Annotated in this window: 13 protein-coding genes; 9 read left to right on the plus strand and 4 right to left on the minus strand. The window is 71.7% G+C overall.

All coding sequences use genetic code 11. The annotated features are described in order from the left end of the window. Positions 1-62: 62 nt before the first annotated feature. Positions 63-1,505 (plus strand): GH1 family beta-glucosidase, encoded by a 1,443-nt coding sequence (locus AB0F18_RS21895; RefSeq protein WP_362063141.1) that lies wholly within the window; start codon positions 63-65, stop codon positions 1,503-1,505. A 47-nt stretch (positions 1,506-1,552) separates the two neighbouring features. On the opposite strand, the gene AB0F18_RS21900 is transcribed toward AB0F18_RS21895, so the two are convergent. Both AB0F18_RS21900 and xylB read right to left on the minus strand, forming a co-directional pair. Then, complete coding sequence (locus tag AB0F18_RS21900) at positions 1,553-2,773, minus strand: ROK family protein (RefSeq protein ID WP_362063143.1); 1,221 nt, start codon at positions 2,771-2,773, stop codon at positions 1,553-1,555. Further along, positions 2,770-4,218, minus strand: coding sequence for a xylulokinase (gene xylB / locus AB0F18_RS21905; RefSeq protein WP_362063145.1), 1,449 nt, complete (start codon positions 4,216-4,218; stop codon positions 2,770-2,772). The genes AB0F18_RS21900 and xylB overlap by 4 nt, the downstream gene beginning before the upstream one ends. A gap of 93 nt (positions 4,219-4,311) precedes the next feature. Here xylB and xylA point away from each other — a divergent pair, with 93 nt between their 5' ends. From xylA to mmsB, 4 genes are all read left to right on the plus strand, one after another. Beyond that, positions 4,312-5,484, plus strand: coding sequence for a xylose isomerase (xylA, locus tag AB0F18_RS21910; RefSeq protein WP_362063147.1), 1,173 nt, complete (start codon positions 4,312-4,314; stop codon positions 5,482-5,484). A 384-nt stretch (positions 5,485-5,868) separates the two neighbouring features. After that, the gene (gene chvE / locus AB0F18_RS21915; protein ID WP_362063149.1) at positions 5,869-6,966 is read left to right on the plus strand and encodes a multiple monosaccharide ABC transporter substrate-binding protein; all 1,098 of its coding nucleotides are present in this window, start codon (positions 5,869-5,871) and stop codon (positions 6,964-6,966) included. A gap of 101 nt (positions 6,967-7,067) precedes the next feature. Continuing rightward, complete coding sequence (gene mmsA / locus AB0F18_RS21920) at positions 7,068-8,615, plus strand: multiple monosaccharide ABC transporter ATP-binding protein (protein WP_362063151.1); 1,548 nt, start codon at positions 7,068-7,070, stop codon at positions 8,613-8,615. Positions 8,616-8,618: 3 nt separating this feature from the next. After that, complete coding sequence (gene mmsB / locus AB0F18_RS21925) at positions 8,619-9,854, plus strand: multiple monosaccharide ABC transporter permease (protein WP_362063153.1); 1,236 nt, start codon at positions 8,619-8,621, stop codon at positions 9,852-9,854. Positions 9,855-9,879: 25 nt separating this feature from the next. Here mmsB and AB0F18_RS21930 read toward each other — a convergent pair whose 3' ends face one another. Further along, the gene (locus tag AB0F18_RS21930; protein WP_362063155.1) at positions 9,880-11,145 is read right to left on the minus strand and encodes a hypothetical protein; all 1,266 of its coding nucleotides are present in this window, start codon (positions 11,143-11,145) and stop codon (positions 9,880-9,882) included. 214 nt (positions 11,146-11,359) lie between these two features. Further along, positions 11,360-12,268 (minus strand): LysR family transcriptional regulator, encoded by a 909-nt coding sequence (locus tag AB0F18_RS21935; protein WP_362063157.1) that lies wholly within the window; start codon positions 12,266-12,268, stop codon positions 11,360-11,362. Between the two features lie 248 nt (positions 12,269-12,516). On the opposite strand from AB0F18_RS21935, the gene AB0F18_RS21940 reads away from it, so the two are divergent. From AB0F18_RS21940 to AB0F18_RS21955, 4 genes are all read left to right on the plus strand, one after another. Next, the gene (locus AB0F18_RS21940) at positions 12,517-13,308 is read left to right on the plus strand and encodes a gamma-glutamyl-gamma-aminobutyrate hydrolase family protein (protein WP_362063159.1); all 792 of its coding nucleotides are present in this window, start codon (positions 12,517-12,519) and stop codon (positions 13,306-13,308) included. 85 nt (positions 13,309-13,393) lie between these two features. After that, on the plus strand, positions 13,394-14,071 hold the full coding sequence (locus AB0F18_RS21945) for a FadR/GntR family transcriptional regulator (protein WP_362063165.1): 678 nt from the start codon (positions 13,394-13,396) through the stop codon (positions 14,069-14,071). Then, a complete protein-coding gene (locus AB0F18_RS21950) occupies positions 14,068-15,507 on the plus strand; it encodes an amino acid permease (RefSeq protein ID WP_362063161.1) in 1,440 nt (479 codons plus the stop codon). Before AB0F18_RS21945 ends, AB0F18_RS21950 begins: the two co-directional genes overlap by 4 nt. 48 nt (positions 15,508-15,555) lie before the next feature. Then, a partial coding sequence (locus tag AB0F18_RS21955; RefSeq protein WP_362063163.1) for an asparaginase occupies positions 15,556-16,652 on the plus strand: 1,097 nt, incomplete at its 3' end.

Consider the following 16,652-nt stretch of genomic DNA (forward strand, 5'->3'; position numbering starts at 1 on the left):
CCTCTTCCAGCACCGCCCGTCCGGTACGACCTCCTCCGATCCAGCGTTGGGAGCGTTCTCCTATGACCGTGCCCGAGACCCGGCCACTGACCACCACCCGCACCTTCCCGTCCGGTTTCCTGTGGGGCACGGCCACCGCCGCGTACCAGATCGAGGGAGCCGCCCGTGAGGGCGGCCGGACCCCGTCCATCTGGGACACCTTCTCGCACACCCCCGGCAAGGTCTTCGCAGGCCACACCGGTGACGTGGCCGTGGACCACTACCACCGGTTCCCCGAGGACGTCCGCCTCATGTCCGAACTCGGCCTGGGGGCCTACCGGTTCTCCGTTTCCTGGTCACGCGTACAGCCGACCGGCCGGGGACCCGCCGTCCAGAAGGGGCTGGACTTCTACCGCCGGCTCGTCGACGAACTGCTCGCCGCGGGCATCGAGCCGGCGCTCACGCTCTACCACTGGGACCTGCCCCAGGACCTGGAGGACGCGGGGGGCTGGCCGGAGCGCGTGACCGCCGAGCGGTTCGCCGCGTACGCGGGCCTCGTGACCGATGCCCTGGGAGACCGGGTGAAGCGCTGGACGACGCTCAACGAGCCCTGGTGCAGCGCGTTCCTCGGCTACGGCTCCGGCGTCCACGCCCCGGGACGGACCGACCCGGTCGCCGCCCTGCGCGCGGCCCACCACCTCAACCTGGGTCACGGCCTCGCCGTCCAGGTCCTGCGGTCTTCGCTGCCCGGCGACGCTCAGATCGCGGTCTCCCTCAACCTGCACGAGGTCCGCCCCCTGACCCCGTCGGCCGAGGACTGGGAGGCGGCCCGCCGCATCGACGCCGTCGGCAACCGGATCTGGCTGGGCCCGATGCTGGAGGGCGCGTACCCCCGGGACCTGTTCGTGGACACCGCGCACCTGACCGACTGGTCCTTCGTCCGGTACGGCGACACCGCGACGATCCACCAGCCCCTGGACCTCCTCGCCGTGAACTACTACACCCCGACCGTCGTCTCGCACGTCACGGAGGGCGCCGAGCGGCCGCAGGACGACGGTCACGGCCACAGCGAGCACTCGCCCTGGCCCGGCGCGGACGACATCGCCTTCCACCAGGCGCCGGGCGAACGCACCGCGATGGGGTGGCCGGTGGATCCCGGTGCGCTCTACGACCTGCTCATCCGCACCGCCGCCCGCTATCCCGGTCTCCCCCTCGTCATCAGCGAGAACGGCGCCGCGTACGAGGACGTGGTCGGCCCCGACGGCACGGTCCACGATCCGCAGCGCGCCGCCTACGTCCACGCGCACCTCGAAGCCGTGCACCGGGCGATCACGGACGGGGTGGACGTGCGCGGCTACTTCCTCTGGTCGCTGCTCGACAACTTCGAGTGGTCCTACGGCTACGCCAAACGATTCGGCGCCGTCCACGTCGACTACGACACCCTGAAGCGGACGCCCAAATCGAGCGCGCGCTGGTACTCCCGCGTGGCCCGGACGGGACGGCTGCACGCTCCCGGCGACGCGTAGCCCCACCCGGCAGCCGGGACGGGTGCCTCGGTGCCGGCCTCGGCGGCTCATACGGCCCGGCGAACGGGCAGGCGGGTGGGGTCGGCGATGATCCGCTGGACGGTCGACCACGCCGCGCCCAGGACCGGTCCGCGGCGCCCCAGGGCGGAGGGGCGCACCGCCTCCGGGTTCCAGGGCCGGACCGTGACCCGGGCGGCCAGTTCTGCGCGTATCGGCGGGAGGAGCCAGTCGGCGAGTTCGGCGTAGGCGCCGCCCAGGACGAGGCCGTCGGGGTCGATCAGGTTCACCGCGGAGACGAGGGCGAGGCCCAGGGCCCGTCCGGCGCGGTCCAGGGCGCGCAGGGTCGCCGCGTCCCCGGCGGCCGCCCGCTCGGCCAGCAGCGCCACGGGGTCGCCGACGTCCGCGAGCCCGGCCTCGCGCAGTACGGCTGCTTCACCCGCGTACTGCTCCAGGCAGCCGCGCGCCCCGCAGGCGCAGCGGGCGCCCTCCGGGTGGACGGGCAGGTGGCCGAGTTCGCCCGCGAAGCCGCGTGCGCCCCGGAACAGCTGCCCGCCGATGACGAGTGCGGCGCCGATTCCTGCCTCGGCGGAGACGTGGACGAAGGTATCGGCGGGGTGGCCCCGGTGCCACTGCTCGGCGAGCGCGCCGAGGTTGGCCTCGTTCTCCGGCTCGGGCACGGTGTCGGGGTCGGGCCAGTGGTCGGCGGGGCGGACCGCCTGCCAGCCGAGGTTGGGGGCGTTGGCGACCAGTCCGCCGGGCGCGTTCGGCACCACCCCCGGCACGGCCAGCACGCGGCCCTCGACGCGCAGGCCGAGAGCGGCGGCCTCGGACTCCGCGTCGGCGCCCAGCGTGGCGGCCTCCGCCAGCACCTGCGCGGCCGGCCGGCCGGCGTTGGCCCGCTCCGCCCGGCGCCACACGCGGGGTTCGCCGCGCAGGTCCACGACGCAGGCGGCGAGATGGGTGACGCCGATCTCCAGGCCGAGGCCCGCGGGTCCCCGGTCGTTCAGGGCCAGTGCCCGTCCGGGGCGGCCGACGCGTCCGCTGGGGGCGGTCTGCGTCTCGGTCAGCGCGGCGCGGCCGATGAGCTCGTCGACCAGGGAGGAGACGGCCGGCCTGGTCAGGCCGGTCTGTCCGGCGACGTCGGCCCGGGAGAGCGGGCCGTGTGCGGCGATCGCGCCGATCACCGCTGCGAGGTTCTGCCGGCGCATCCCCTGCTGCGAGGCGGGCGCGGTCTCCACTCCGGCGCCCGTCCTGCCGATGGCGGTCATCGCCCCCGTCCCTCCTGTCGTTGTTCCGGCGGGACCTCCTGCAGGGCCCGTGCCCGCCGCAGGGTATCGGTGATCCGTTCGAGCGTGTCGTCGTCACGGGGAACGGGCGCGAGCACCCGGCCCTCGGCGGTCCGCCAGCGCCGGGCCACGGCGTCGGCGGGCTCACCGGTGAGCAGGGCGGCGGCCTGCGCGGCGGCCCCGAGCGCGACGAGTTCCCGGGCCTCGGGCACCTGAACGGCTCGGCCGGACAGCCGCAGGACCGTGTGCTGCCAGGCCCTGCCTCTGGCTCCGCCGCCGATCAGCAGCAGTGGTTCGTCGGGGGCGGGGGTCTCCCCTCCGGCACGCAGTACGTCGTCCAGGGCCGCGAGCAGGGCGTGGGCGGCGCCGTCGTAGGCGGCCTGGAGCAGCTGTCCCGGTGTGGTGTCGTGGCGCAGGCCGTGGACCAGACCGGAAGCACCCGGGAGGTCGGGGGTGCGTTCGCCGTCGAGGTAGGGAAGCACCACCACCGTGCCGCCCGCCTCGACGTCCTCGCGGTCGCGGCCGGTGAGGGCGGCGAAGCGGTCGACGGCGAGGGTGCAGTTGAGCGTGCAGGCGAGCGGCAGCCAGCCGCCGAGGGCATCGGCGAAGCCGGCGACGGTTCCGCTCGGGTCGGCGGGCCGGGTCCGGCCGACGGCGTAGACGGTGCCGGAGGTACCGAGGCTCAGTACCGGGCGTCCGGGGGTCAGGCCCAGCCCGAGGGCGGCGGCCATGTTGTCACCGGTCCCGGTGGCCACGAGCGCGCCCTCGCGCAGGGGCATCCCGGCTCGGACGAGGCCCGCCCGCGCGCCCGGCGGGAGGACCTGCGGCAGCAGCCCGGGGTGGAGGCCGATCCGGCCCAGAACGTCCCGGTCGTAGCCGTCCGGGCCCCACCATCCGGTTCCCGAGGCGTCACCGCGGTCCGTCACCGCCTCACCGGTCAGCCGCTCCGTCAGGAAGTCGTGGGGAAGCCGGACGGCCGCGACACGGTCGGCGGCGGCACGCTCGTTCGCTTGCAGCCAGGCCCATTTGGCGGCCGTGAAGGCGGCCGTCGGGACGCTTCCGGTGCGGCGGGCGAGCTCTGCGGGGCCGAACGCGGCTGCGAGTCCGGCGGCCTGCGGGGCCGAGCGGACGTCGTTCCACAGCAGTGCCGGGCGCACCGGCCGGCCGGCCGTGTCGAGGGTGACCAGGCCGTGCTGCTGGCCGGCGATCGAGCAGGCGGAGGCCCGGTCCGCCCAGCCGGTGGCCGCCGTGGCCTCGCCGAGCGCCCGCCACCACTGTTCGGGGTCGCTCTCGCGTCCGGGGCCCGCGCTGACGGTGTGCGCGGCGCGGCCCTCGCCCAGGACGGCGCCGGTCTCCAGGTCGACGGCGAGTGCCTTGGTGGACTGGGTCGAGCTGTCGACACCGATCACGACACGCTGTGCGGACATGGGGTCCCTCCGGTGGGGTTCCTTCTGGCGTCTCGGCATACTAATTTGTTTTTCGCCCTTACAAATAGACCTCGGCCCGATCCGGAGCGCCTCATGACCAGCGACCCGCTCGTCCCCACCCCCGCGCACAGGTTCACCTTCGGCCTGTGGACCGTCGGCTGGCAGGGGCGGGACCCCTTCGGCGACGCCACCCGGCCCGCCCTCGACCCGGTCGAGACCGTGCAGCGGCTGGCCGAACTCGGCGCCTACGGGGTCACGTTCCACGACGACGACCTCATCCCCTTCGCCACCGGCGACGCCGCCCGCGAACAGGCGGTCAAGCGCTTCCGCACCGCACTCGACACGGCCGGGCTGAAGGTGCCGATGGCCACCACCAACCTCTTCACCCACCCGGTGTTCAAGGACGGCGCGTTCACCGCCAACGACCGGGACGTACGCCGCTACGCGCTGCGCAAGACGATCCGCAACATCGACCTGGCCGTCGAACTCGGCGCCTCGGTCTACGTCGCCTGGGGCGGCCGCGAGGGCTCGGAGTCGGGCGCGGCCAAGGACGTGCGCACGGCCCTCGACCGGCTGAAGGAGGCCTTCGACCTGCTGGGCGAGTACGTCGAGGAGCAGGGGTACGACCTTCGCTTCGCGATCGAACCCAAGCCCAACGAGCCGCGCGGCGACATCCTGCTGCCCACCATCGGCCACGCCCTCGCGTTCATCGACGCACTGGAGCGGCCCGAGCGGGTCGGCCTCAACCCGGAGGTCGGCCACGAGCAGATGGCCGGGCTGAACTTCCCGCACGGCATCGCCCAGGCCCTGTGGCACGGCAAGCTGTTCCACATCGACCTCAACGGCCAGTCCGGCATCAAGTACGACCAGGACCTGCGCTTCGGCGCGGGCGACCTGCGCCAGGCCTTCTGGCTGGTCGACCTGCTGGAGTCGGCGGGCTACGACGGCCCCCGCCACTTCGACTTCAAGCCGCCGCGCACGGAGGACTCCGCCGGCGTCTGGGCCTCGGCGGCCGCCTGCATGCGCAACTACCTGCTCCTGGCGGAGCGCTCGCGCGCCTTCCGCGCCGATCCGGAGGTCGGGGCCGCGCTCACCGCCTCCCGACTGCCCGAACTCGCCCTCCCCACCGCCGAGGACGGCCTGGCCGGGCTCCTGGCCGACCGGTCCGTCTTCGAAGAGTTCGACGTCGATGCCGCCGCCCGCCGCGGCATGGCCTTCGAACACCTGGACCAGCTCGCCCTCGAACACCTCCTCGGCGCCCGCTGACCCGGAGTCCCCGTGAGCCGGGCCGTGACGTGCACGGCCCGGCTCCGGGCCCTCACAGAGAAGGGAAATGTTAGCGCTAACAACATCTCCCCCGAGCCACTGAAGCCATCACCCGGAGGATCAGCGCACCCCAGCGCACCCGACCCTGAGGCGCACCGCAGGGAAGGGCAGCCCCCTGCACCGCAGTTGCCCGACACGATGATCCGTACAGACCCTTGACGGCGCACTTGTGAGCGTTAACACTCAGGATCGCCAGGCCGGAGCCGCTGCACATCCGCCTTCGCACCGTGCGAGGACGCGACACCCGGCCGACTCCGCTCGACCGCTTCCGGTTCTCCCAGCCGGAGCGCACCGTGCCGGTCGCGGAACATCACTGGAGGAACTGTGCGGAAGCTTTCAGCGGGACTTGTCGCCCTCGGCCTGACGCTGTCGCTGGCAGCCTGCGGCCAGAGCGCCAACGGAGCAGGCGACGGAGCGGGCGGCGAAGGGGGCGCCAAAGGCGGCCTCATCGGCATCGCGATGCCGACCAAGTCGTCGGAGCGCTGGATCAACGACGGCAACAACATGGTCAAGGAGTTCCAGGCCAAGGGCTACAAGACCGACCTCCAGTACGGCGACAACGTCGTGGAGAACCAGGTCTCGCAGGTGGAGAACATGATCACCAAGGGAGCCAGGCTGCTGGTGATCGCCGCCATCGACGGTTCCTCGCTCACCAACGTGCTGCAGCGGGCCGCCGACGCCCACGTCCCCGTCATCTCCTACGACCGGCTGATCCGCGGCACCGGGAACGTCGACTACTACGCGACCTTCGACAACTACAAGGTCGGCGTCCTCCAGGGCAGCTACATCGTCGACAAGCTCGGCCTCAAGGACGGCAAGGGCCCCTTCAACATCGAGCTGTTCGCCGGCTCACCGGACGACAACAACGCCGCGTTCTTCTACAACGGCGCGATGAGCGTCCTCCAGCCGTACATCGACGACAAGAAGCTGGTCGTGCAGAGCGGCCAGACCTCCCTCGCCCAGATCGCCACACTGCGCTGGGACGGTGGTCTGGCCCAGTCCCGGATGGACAACCTGCTGAGCAAGTCGTACACCGCCGCCCGCGTCGACGCCGTGCTCTCGCCGTACGACGGGATCTCGATCGGCATCATCTCCTCGCTCAAGGGCGTCGGCTACGGCGCGGGCCGGCCCCTGCCCGTCGTCACGGGCCAGGACGGCGAGCTGGCCTCGGTGAAGTCGATCATCGCGGGCGAGCAGACCCAGACCGTCTACAAGGACACCCGCCAACTGGCCAAGGCCGCGGTCCAGATGGGCGACGCCCTGCTGACCGGCGGCAAGCCCGAGGTCAACGACACCCGTCAGTACCACAACGGCGTCAAGATCGTACCGGCGCAGCTGCTCCAGCCGGTCAGCGTCGACAAGGAGAACTACCGGAAGGTCCTGGTGGACAGCGGCCAGTACACCGCGGACCAGCTCAAGTAGCCGACGGGCCCGGCCGACGGGTCCGGCGACGCCGAACCGGCGGTGCGCAGTCCGGGAGACCACCCGGCACCGCACCGCCCCGACGATACGGATGCACAACCATGGCCCGACCCGTTCTCGAGATGCGGTCGATCAGCAAGACGTTTCCCGGTGTCAAGGCCCTCTCCGAGGTCAACCTGACGGTCGCCGCCGGCGAGGTGCACGCCGTCTGCGGTGAGAACGGCGCCGGCAAGTCCACCCTGATGAAGGTGCTCAGCGGGGTCTATCCCCACGGCGGCTACGAGGGCGAGATCTACTTCGAGGGCGAACCCTGCCGGTTCCGGGACATCCGGGCCAGCGAGCAGCGCGGCATCGTGATCATCCACCAGGAACTCGCGCTGGTGCCCTACCTGTCCATCGCCGAGAACATCTTCCTCGGCAACGAGCACGCCAGCCGGGGCGTCATCAGCTGGCACCGGACCCTGACCCACGCCGCCGACCTGATCCGGCAGGTCGGACTCGACGAGAGTCCGCACACCAGGATCGCCGATCTCGGCGTGGGCAAACAGCAGTTGGTGGAGATCGCCAAGGCGCTCGCCAAGAAGGTCAAGCTGCTCATCCTGGACGAGCCGACGGCCGCCCTGAACGACGAGGACAGCCGCAAGCTGCTCGACCTGATCCTCGAACTCAAGGCCCGGGGCATCTCCTGCATCCTCATCTCGCACAAGCTGAACGAGATCGCCCGGGTCGCCGACGCCGTCACCATCCTGCGCGACGGGCGGACCATCGAGACCCTCGCGATCGGTCCCGAGGGCGTCTCCGAGGAGCGGATCATCCGTGGCATGGTGGGCCGCGACCTGGAACACCGCTATCCGGAGCGCACCCCGGCGGTCGGCGAAGTCGCCTTCGCGATCGAGGACTGGAGCGTGCGGCACCCGATCGACCACCGGCGCAAGGTGGTCGACGGCGTCTCGCTGAACGTCCGCCGAGGTGAGATCGTCGGCATCGCCGGCCTCATGGGCGCCGGCCGCACCGAACTGGCCATGAGCGTCTTCGGCCGCTCCTACGGGCGCTGGACCGGCGGCCGGGTGCGGCTGGACGGCCGCGAGATCCGTACCCGGACGGTGCCGGAGGCCATCGGACACGGCATCGCGTACGTGACCGAGGACCGCAAGCAGCTCGGCCTCAACCTCAACGACGACATCAGCCGGAACATCTCGCTGAGCGCCCTCGGCAAGGTCGCCCGGCGCGGATGGGTCGACCGGCACGAGGAGGCACGGATCGCCGAATCGTTCCGGCGGTCCCTGAACATCAAGGCCCCCTCGGTGTTCGCGGAGACCGGCAAGCTCAGCGGCGGCAACCAGCAGAAGGTCGTCCTCAGCAAGTGGATCTTCGCCGAGCCGGAGGTACTGATCCTCGACGAGCCCACCCGGGGCATCGACATCGGCGCCAAGGCGGAGATCTACACCGTCATCGCCGAACTCGCCGCCCAGGGCAAGGCGGTGCTCGTCATCTCCTCGGAACTCCCCGAACTCCTGGGCCTGTGCGACCGGATCTACACCATGGCCGCCGGCCGGATCACCGGTGAGGTGAACCGTGCGGAAGCCACCCAGGAATCCCTCATGCGGCTCATGACCATGAGTGCGGCATCCCCCGACAAGCAGGTGTGAGGCATGGCCCAGACCAAGACCACCCCGGACTCCGCGCCCAGCACGCCGAGGACCGGCCAACGGCCTTCGGCCGGTGCCGTACTGGCCCGAGCACTGCGCGGGAACCTGCGCCAGTACGGGATGCTGCTCGCACTGGCGCTGATCGTGCTGCTGTTCCAGTTCTGGACGGACGGCATCCTGCTCCAGCCGCTCAACATCACCAACCTGATCCAGCAGAACGGCTACATCCTCATCCTGGCCATCGGCATGATGATCGTCATCATCGCCGGGCACATCGATCTGTCGGTCGGGTCACTCGCCGCTTTCGTCGGTGCGGCCGCGGCCGTGATGATGGTCGAGCACGGGACGCCCTGGCCCGTGACGCTGGTCGCCGCGCTGCTGATCGGGGCGCTCGCCGGAGCCTGGCAGGGGTTCTGGATCGCCTATCTCGGGATCCCCTCGTTCATCGTCACGCTGGCCGGCATGCTGCTGTTCCGCGGCGGGACCCAGATCCTCCTGCAGGGCCAGTCGGTGGCGCCGTTCCCCAAGGGCTTCCAGAACATCAGCAGCGGTTTCCTCCCCGCGGTCGGCCCCCACACCGATTACCACAACCTCACCCTGCTGCTGGGCCTCGCGGTGCTGGCCGTCGCGATCCTGCAGGAGGTGCGCGGACGGCGGCGGGCCGCCTCGTACGGGCTGGAGCCGCTCCCGGCCGGGCTGTTCCTGATGAAGCTCGGCGCGATCACCGCGGCGGTGGTGACCTTCACGCTCCTGCTGGCCAGTTACCACGGCGTGCCGATCGTCCTGCTGGTCCTCGGTGTCCTGCTGGTCGCCTTCGGATACGTGATGCGCAACTCGATCCTCGGCCGGCACACCTACGCCATCGGCGGCAATGAGGCGGCGGCGCGGCTGTCGGGGGTGAAGAGCAAGCGGGTCGTCTTCCTGGCCTTCGTGAACATGGGCGTCCTCGCGGCCCTGGCCGGGCTGGTGTTCGCCGCGCGGCTCAACGCCGGTACGCCGCAGGCCGGCATCAACTTCGAGCTGGAGGCGATCGCCGCCGCCTTCATCGGCGGTGCCTCCGCGAGCGGCGGTGTGGGTACCGTCCTCGGTGCGCTCACCGGCGGTCTGGTGCTCGGCGTGCTGAACAACGGCATGTCGCTGGTCGGCGTGGGTACCGACTACCAGCAGGTGATCAAGGGCCTGGTACTGCTCGCGGCCGTCGGCTTCGACGTCTACAACAAGCGCAGGGCCGGGGCCTGACGCTACGGCAGTAGCCGCGCGGGCTTCACGGTCCGGGGGTCGTGGTGGTCTGTTCGTCGGTCAGGCGGGCCCTCCAGTCACTGACGTATGCATCGGGCAGGGACGCCAGCCGGGCGATCTCCGCGTCCCCGCGTCCGTCGGACCAGGCCAGGATCCGCGTCACCGTGCGGTTACGTGCGGCGCGGAAGTCCTTGAGCATGCTTTCAAGGCGTTCGACTTCCTCGGCCTCGTGGACGAGTTGCCGGTCGACGGCGGAGCGTTCCTCGCCGCGCAGCCGTCGGAGATAGGCGGTCAGGCCCGTCAGGACCAGCCCGTGTTCGTGCGCGGCGTTCTGGAACCTTTCGCCCAGGGACGCCAGCACGCAGTCGGGGACGTCGGCGAGGGTGGCGCCGGGGGGCTTGGCCGCCTCCCAGGTGTCCCGCCCGGCCTCCGTCGTCTCCAGCCAGACGCGGGCGTCCGTCGGAGTACGGTCGCCACAGGCCCGTGCCCGGTAGGCGTACAGGGCGGCGCGGTGGCCGTAGAAGGTGAAGCCGTCCTCGATCTGCCGGTCGGCGGCGCGGCAGATCCGCCCCGGTACACCGCCGTAGCCGTTCTGGGGGCTGTAGTCGGCGTAGGCGTCGAGTTCCGCGTCCGTGGCCAGGCCCCAGGAAGGGTCGCACAGCTCGGGGTTGGCGGCCAGGAAGGCGCCGACCTCGACGCGCCAGGCCGGGACCGGTGTCGTGCGCGGTGCGGGCCGGCGGAGTTCCCCGGAAGGGTCGAAGGTGGGGGTCGCGGCGTGCTCGATGTCGTCCCATGCGGTCGCCGCCTCGGCCGACCACTCCATTTCGCCTTCGGGCCCGATCCGGTGGATCGAGTCCACGAGCCGCTGCACGGCGGGCAGTACGCGCAGCGCGAGCGCGTGCAGTTCTTCGGCGCTGAAGAAGCGCCACGTGCAGCCGCGCTGTTCGTCGTGGGTCAGGTGGCCGAGCAGCTGCACCATGATTCCGGGGGCGGGGACGGCCCCGTCCCCGAGTGCCCTGCGGGGGACGCCGGGGAGTCGGCTGCCGAGGGATTCTCCCGGAGCCCGCCAGTCGGTGTCGCCGAACCAGACGGCGCCGTCGCGTGCGTCCACTGCCAGCCACTGCTGGTAGCCCACTCCCGGGCCATAACGCTGGTCCTGCTGCTCGGCGTGCTCGTCGTGCCAGACGTACTCGGCCGGAGGCGGGTCCAGCTCTGCGGCCATGAAGCCGTCCTCGGGGCGGTAGCCGTTGAGGACGCGGGCCGTTCCCGGCGCGCTGTCGGCTGCGGTCATGAGGGGTTTCCTCTCGGTGGAACGTCAACCGCGGCAAACGTAGTGCGCCCGCCAGACAATAGTTTAACTTTCAGCCACCGTGTCCGGTAGTCGGACACGGTGGGAAGTCCGGTGTGCCGGTGAGGTCTACGCGCGTGCGACGGCCGTCAAGTTGGCCGCTTTTCACGTGTACTCCCCGATCCGTTCACCTCGCGGCCTCGGGGCGCCGTACGCCTCAGGAGACCGCGGCGAGCGCCTGCGCGGCGAGCATCTGTTCCAGGTCCAGCACGGCGCGCGGGGCGTGCCGGGTGTCGATGCGGACGGCGTAGATGAAGCGCGTCAGCTGCGGCTCGGCCAAAGGACGGGCCACGACCTGGGTGTTGGTGCGGGGCAGCGCGAGGCGCGGCATCACGGCCACGCACAGGCCTGCGGCCACGAAGCCGAGGACGGTGTTGAAGTCGTCCCCCTCGTATTGCACGCGGGCCTGGAAGCCGGGCGTGTTGGCCATCTGGGAGAGCAGTTCCAGGCGCAGTGCGGCCTCCGGAGCCGCGATCCAGGTCTCGGACGCGAGGCTGGCCAGGTCGATGACCTCCCGGTCGGCCAGGCGGTGGTGTGCCGGGACCACGGCCACCACCGGATCCCGTGCGACGAGCGTGCGGCGCAGCGTCCTGGGCGGCGGGACGGGGATGAAGTCGTAGTCGTAGCTGAGGGCCAGGTCCATGTCCCCCCGCTTGAGCCGGTTGTAGCCGGCCTCCGGCTCCAGCTGGCAGAGGCTGACCTGCACGTGGGGGTAGGCCGCGTGGAGTCGGGCCAGTGCTTGCGGAACGATGCCGGTGGCGGCCGAGGCGAAGGCGCCGAGCCGGATCCGTCCGGCCGTACCGGCGCGTATGGCGCCGAGTTCGACGGACGCCGCCGCCAACGTACTGCGGACGCCCTGCTCCGCGTCGAGGAGGACTTCGCCGGCCGGTGTGGCACGCACGGGGCGGCGCTCGAGCACCCTGAGGCCGGCGCGGCGTTCGAGTTCGGCGATCTGCTGGGAGACGGCGGGCGCGCTGTAGCCGAGTTCGCGTGCGGCGGCGCTGAAGGAGCCGTGCCGCACGACGGCTTCGAGGGTGGCGAGCAGGCGGGGGTCGAGTGCGTGCACGGAGTTAAGGCTCACTTATCTGTCGCGAAGATGTGTTTTCTTGTGATTGCGGGTGAACGCCAGCAGGATTCTTGCTCGCGGCAGGAAAAACGCAAGCCTGCGCTCCTGGGCCGCGAACACCCCTCCCCCGCCGTCACGGTGGCCTCTGCCCGTAACGCCTCGCCTCCCGCCCCAGCCTGCCGTGGCGGGGGCGGACGGTTCGGCTCCGGCCCTCGACGGTCACCCCTCATGCCCCGAAAGGAAGTGGTATGCCCCAGCCACCACTCATCGGACTCACCACCTACCTCACCACCGCACAGTGGGGCGAGTGGGACCTGCCCGCCGCAGTTTTGCCCGCGGCCTACGCGGACTGCGTCCGGGCGGCCGGCGGACGCGCCGTGCTGCTGCCGCCGGACCTGCCGGAGGCCGCGGCCGACGTGGTCGAGCGGCTGGACGCGATCCTCCTGGCGGGGGGCGAGGATCTGGATCCCGCCCTGTACGGAGCCGTGCCCCATCCGCGTACCGGGCCGCCGGTGCACGAGCGCGACAGGTGGGAGCGGGCCGTGCTGGCCGCCGGCCTCGCCCGCGACATACCCGTGCTCGGGGTGTGCCGGGGGATGCAGCTGATGAACGTACACGAGGGCGGCACCCTCATCCAGCACCTGCCCGACACCGTGGGCCACGACGGCCACAACCCCTACCGGGGCCACTTCTGCGCCCACGCCGTGACCACCGTGCCCGGGACACGGATCGGCGCCCTCCTGCCGGGGACGCGCCAGGTCGCCACACACCATCATCAGGCGGTCGACCGCCTCGGCGCGGGGTTGATCGTCGCCGCCCGTGCGGCGGACGGCACCGTCGAGGCGATCGAGAGCACCCGGCACCGCTTCGCCGTGGGCGTCCAGTGGCACCCGGAGATGGGCGCCGACGCACTGGTCATGCAGGCCCTGGTGGCTGCCGCGGGCTCCGCCGAAGGTACCGGTCCCGCCCGGACGGCCGGACGGAATGCGCGCACGGAGCGAAGCGCGCCGGGCCGGACTTTCCCGACACGGGTGTCTTGACACCCCGGTGCGCACCGCGCAAGATCGCAGCGTGAACCTGTCAGACAGCCAGACAGCTGGCCCCCTTCCCCGGCGCGTCAGCGCGATGGAAGCGGTCTTCGGCCACCTGCGCAGCGCCATCGAGCGCGGTGAGTACGCGGTGGGCGACAAACTCCCCTCCGAAGCCGAGTTGTGCCGGACCCTCGAAGTCAGCCGGCCCGTACTGCGGGAGGCACTCCGGGCCCTGCAGGCCATGGGGTTGACCGTCTCCAAGAGCGGCAAGGGCACCTTCGTCCTGGCCAACACCGTCGAGGACCCCACCTTCGGCGACTACGCCGCCAGCGACCTGCTGGAAGTGCGCCGCCACGTGGAGATCCCGGTCGCCGGGTACGCGGCCCTGCGCCGCACTCCGGAGGACCTGGACCATCTGGCGCACCTGCTCGACCGCATGGAGCAGGAGACCGACACCACCGCGTGGGTGGCGATGGACACCGTCTTCCACCTGGCGGTGGCGGAGGCCTCCCGCAACCCCGTCTTCCGCCGCGTCATCGAGGAGATCCGCGACGCACTGGCACGTCAGTCGACCTTCCTCAACGAACTCGGCAACCGGCGCGAGCAGTCCAACTGCGAGCACCGGGCGATCCTCGAGGCGCTGGTCGACGGCTGCGAGCACGACGCGGTGGAGGCCATGTCCCACCACCTGCTGAGGGTCGAGACGACCCTCACCGACATCGTGCGCCCCCAGCGCACGACCACTTCCACGGAAGGCAGACCCGAGGCGTGAGCGAGCAGTTCCTCAAAGACGAGAAGCGCCCCACGACCCGTCACGTCGACGCCGGGGACACCGGCTACAGCAAGTCCTTGAAACCCCGGCACGTCAACATGATCGCCATCGGAGGCGCGATCGGGACCGGACTGTTCCTCGGCGCGGGCGGACGCCTCGCCGAGGCCGGGCCCTCACTGTTCGTCGCCTACGCCGTCTGCGGCGTCTTCGCGTTCCTCGTCGTGCGCGCGCTCGGCGAGCTCGTCCTGTACCGGCCGTCCTCCGGCGCCTTCGTCTCGTACGCCCGGGAGTTCCTCGGAGAGAAGGGGGCGTACACCGCCGGCTGGATGTACTTCCTCAACTGGGCGACCACCGGCATCGCCGACATCACCGCCGTCGCCACCTACACCCACTACTGGCACCTGTTCTCCGACATCCCGCAGTGGGTGATCGCGCTCATAGCCCTGGCCGTGGTCCTCACCGTCAACCTCATCTCCGTACGGATCTTCGGCGAACTGGAGTTCTGGTTCGCCATCATCAAGGTCGGCGCGCTGGTCGTCTTCATGGCCATCGGGATCTTCCTGCTGGCCACGCGGCACCCCGTCGACGGAACCGTCCCCGGCCCTGCCCTGATCACCGGCAACGGCGGGATCTTCCCCAACGGCCTGCTGCCGATGCTGCTGATCATCCAGGGCGTCGTCTTCGCCTACGCCTCCGTCGAACTGGTCGGAGTCACGGCCGGTGAGACCGAGAACCCCGAGGAGATCATGCCCAGGGCGATCAACTCGATCATGTGGCGCGTCGGCCTCTTCTACGTCGGCTCGGTCGTCCTGCTGTCGATGCTGATGCCGTGGAACAGCTACAGCGCCGGCCAGAGCCCGTTCGTGACCGTGCTCTCCCACATCGGCGTCCCGGCGGCCGGCGACGTGATGAACCTGGTCGTCCTCACCGCAGCGATGTCCTCGCTCAACTCCGGCCTCTACTCCACCGGCCGCATCCTGCGCTCCATGGCCGTCAACGGCTCCGCCCCGCACTTCACCGCCCGCCTCAGCCGCACCCAGGTGCCCTACGGCGGGATCCTGCTGACCAGCGGCATGTGCGTCCTCGGCGTCGCGCTCAACTTCGTCGTCCCGGCAGACGCGTTCGAGATCGTGCTCAACCTCGCCGCCATCGGCATCCTCGCCACCTGGGGCATGATCATGGTCTGCCACCTCCTCTTCTGGAAGAAGACCCGTGACGGCGCACTGACCCGTCCCTCCTACCGCCTGCCCGGCTCCCCGTGGACCGAACTCGTCACGCTGGCCTTCCTCGCCTCCGTCCTCGTCCTCATGTACGCCGACGGAGGGGCCGCGCGCACCACCGTGCTGTGCGTGCCGCTGATCGGCGCGGCGCTGGTCGCCGGCTGGTACGCGGTCCGCGGCCGCGTGGCGCGCACCGCCGCCGAGCGCGAGGGCTGAGACGGACGCCGGGCCGTACGCGGCAACCCACCACCGAACGAGGCAGTGATGCACAGCAGTCTCCTGGCGGACGCACCCGCGATCCGCGAGCCCCGGTACGCACCGGTCGCCCATGTCACCCGGGGCGGCGTGATCGAGGGAGTCCACTACGGCTCCGTCGTCGTCCTCGACAGCGCCGGCGACGTCCGGCTGGGCATCGGCGACATCGAGGCCGCCTGCTACCCGCGCTCGGCCCTCAAGCCCGTCCAGGCCGTCGCCATGGTGCGCGCCGGCCTGCCGCTCGACGGCGCCCTGCTCGCCCTCGCGATGGGCAGCCACTCCGGCGAGGACCACCACCTCGCCGGCACCCGGCTGATCCTCGAACTGGCCGGGGCCACCGAGGACGACCTGCGCAACGTCCCCGGCCTGCCGTACGGCGCGGCGGTCCGGGACGCCTGGGTACGCGAGGGCCGCGGGCCCTCCCGGCTCGCACACAACTGTTCCGGCAAGCACGCGGCGATGCTGTACCTGTGCAAGCTGGCGGGCTGGCCCCTGGAGACGTACCTCGACCCCGCCCACCCGCTCCAGACGGCGATCGCCGAGGTCGTCGGGGAACTCACCGGCCAGCACATCGCGAACGTCACCGTGGACGGCTGCGGAGCCCCGCTGTTCTCGGTGTCCCTGCACGGCCTCGCCCGAGCCGCGGCCCGCCTCGCCACGGCCGCCCCGGACACCGCCGAGCGCCGGGTGGCGGACGCGCTGCGCCTCCACCCGGAGATGGCCTCCGGAACCGGGCGGGACACGGCCGAGCTGATGCGCGCGGTGCCCGGGCTGCTGGCCAAGGACGGCTTCGAGGGGGTCCAGGTGGCCGCACTGCCCGACGGCAGCGCCGTCGCCGTGAAGATCGCCGACGGGGCGGACCGGGCGCGCATCCCCGTCACGGCAGCCGCCCTCGCCTGGGCGGGAGCCGACCCGCGGCTGCTCGCCGGGTTCGCGGGCGAGCCGACGACCGGCGGCGGCCGGCCCGTCGGCGGCGTACGGCCGGTGCCGCCGCTGAGGGGGGGGGGGGGGGGGGGCCGCCCCCCCCCCCCCCGGCCCCCCCCACCCCCCCCCCCCACCCCCCCCCCCACCACCCCCCCCCCCCCCCCCCCCACCCCCCCCACCAC

Source organism: Streptomyces sp. NPDC029216 (assembly GCF_040648015.1).
GTDB lineage: Bacteria > Actinomycetota > Actinomycetes > Streptomycetales > Streptomycetaceae > Streptomyces.